This is a genomic window from Streptomyces sp. SID13726 (assembly GCF_010548375.1).
Lineage (GTDB): Bacteria > Actinomycetota > Actinomycetes > Streptomycetales > Streptomycetaceae > Streptomyces.
The window spans coordinates 1-386 of sequence record NZ_JAAGLY010000856.1 but is presented as its reverse complement, the minus strand read 5'-3'; the positions used below and the strand labels follow the sequence as shown (position 1 = coordinate 386).

General features: G+C 74.6%; 1 pseudogene. It reads left to right on the top strand.

Annotated features, from left to right (window positions below):
* Positions 1-147: 147 nt before the first annotated feature.
* Positions 148-386: pseudogene (locus G3I78_RS50670) on the top strand (hypothetical protein); the annotation flags it as partial.

Below are 386 nucleotides of genomic sequence, written 5' to 3'. Positions count from 1 at the left end.
GCCGTGCGGCGCCTTCCCGGCGGGGACCTCGACGTCCTGCTGGACGCGATCCGTGACGACCGGCTCACCGTGGACGAGGCCCTCGTACTGCTCGGCCGTCGCGGCTGAAGCCGAACTGCCGGATACCCCCAGAAGGAGCACGTCCAGATGGACGAGAAGGAAGTCCTGACCCGGTTCAAGAACGGCCATCTGGACCGGGCCCAGGTCGCCGCGCTGCTGACCGGCGCCGCCACCGGGACGGGACCCGTCGTCCTCGCACTGCCGGAACTCCGGCCGGAGCCGTCCGCCACGGCCGAGCCGCAGGCTCCCGGGCGGAGGCCGGACACCGAGGGGGTCCCCGGGCGGGACGGGCAGCCGGTGGCCGCGCCCGTCGCCGTCGTCGGCAT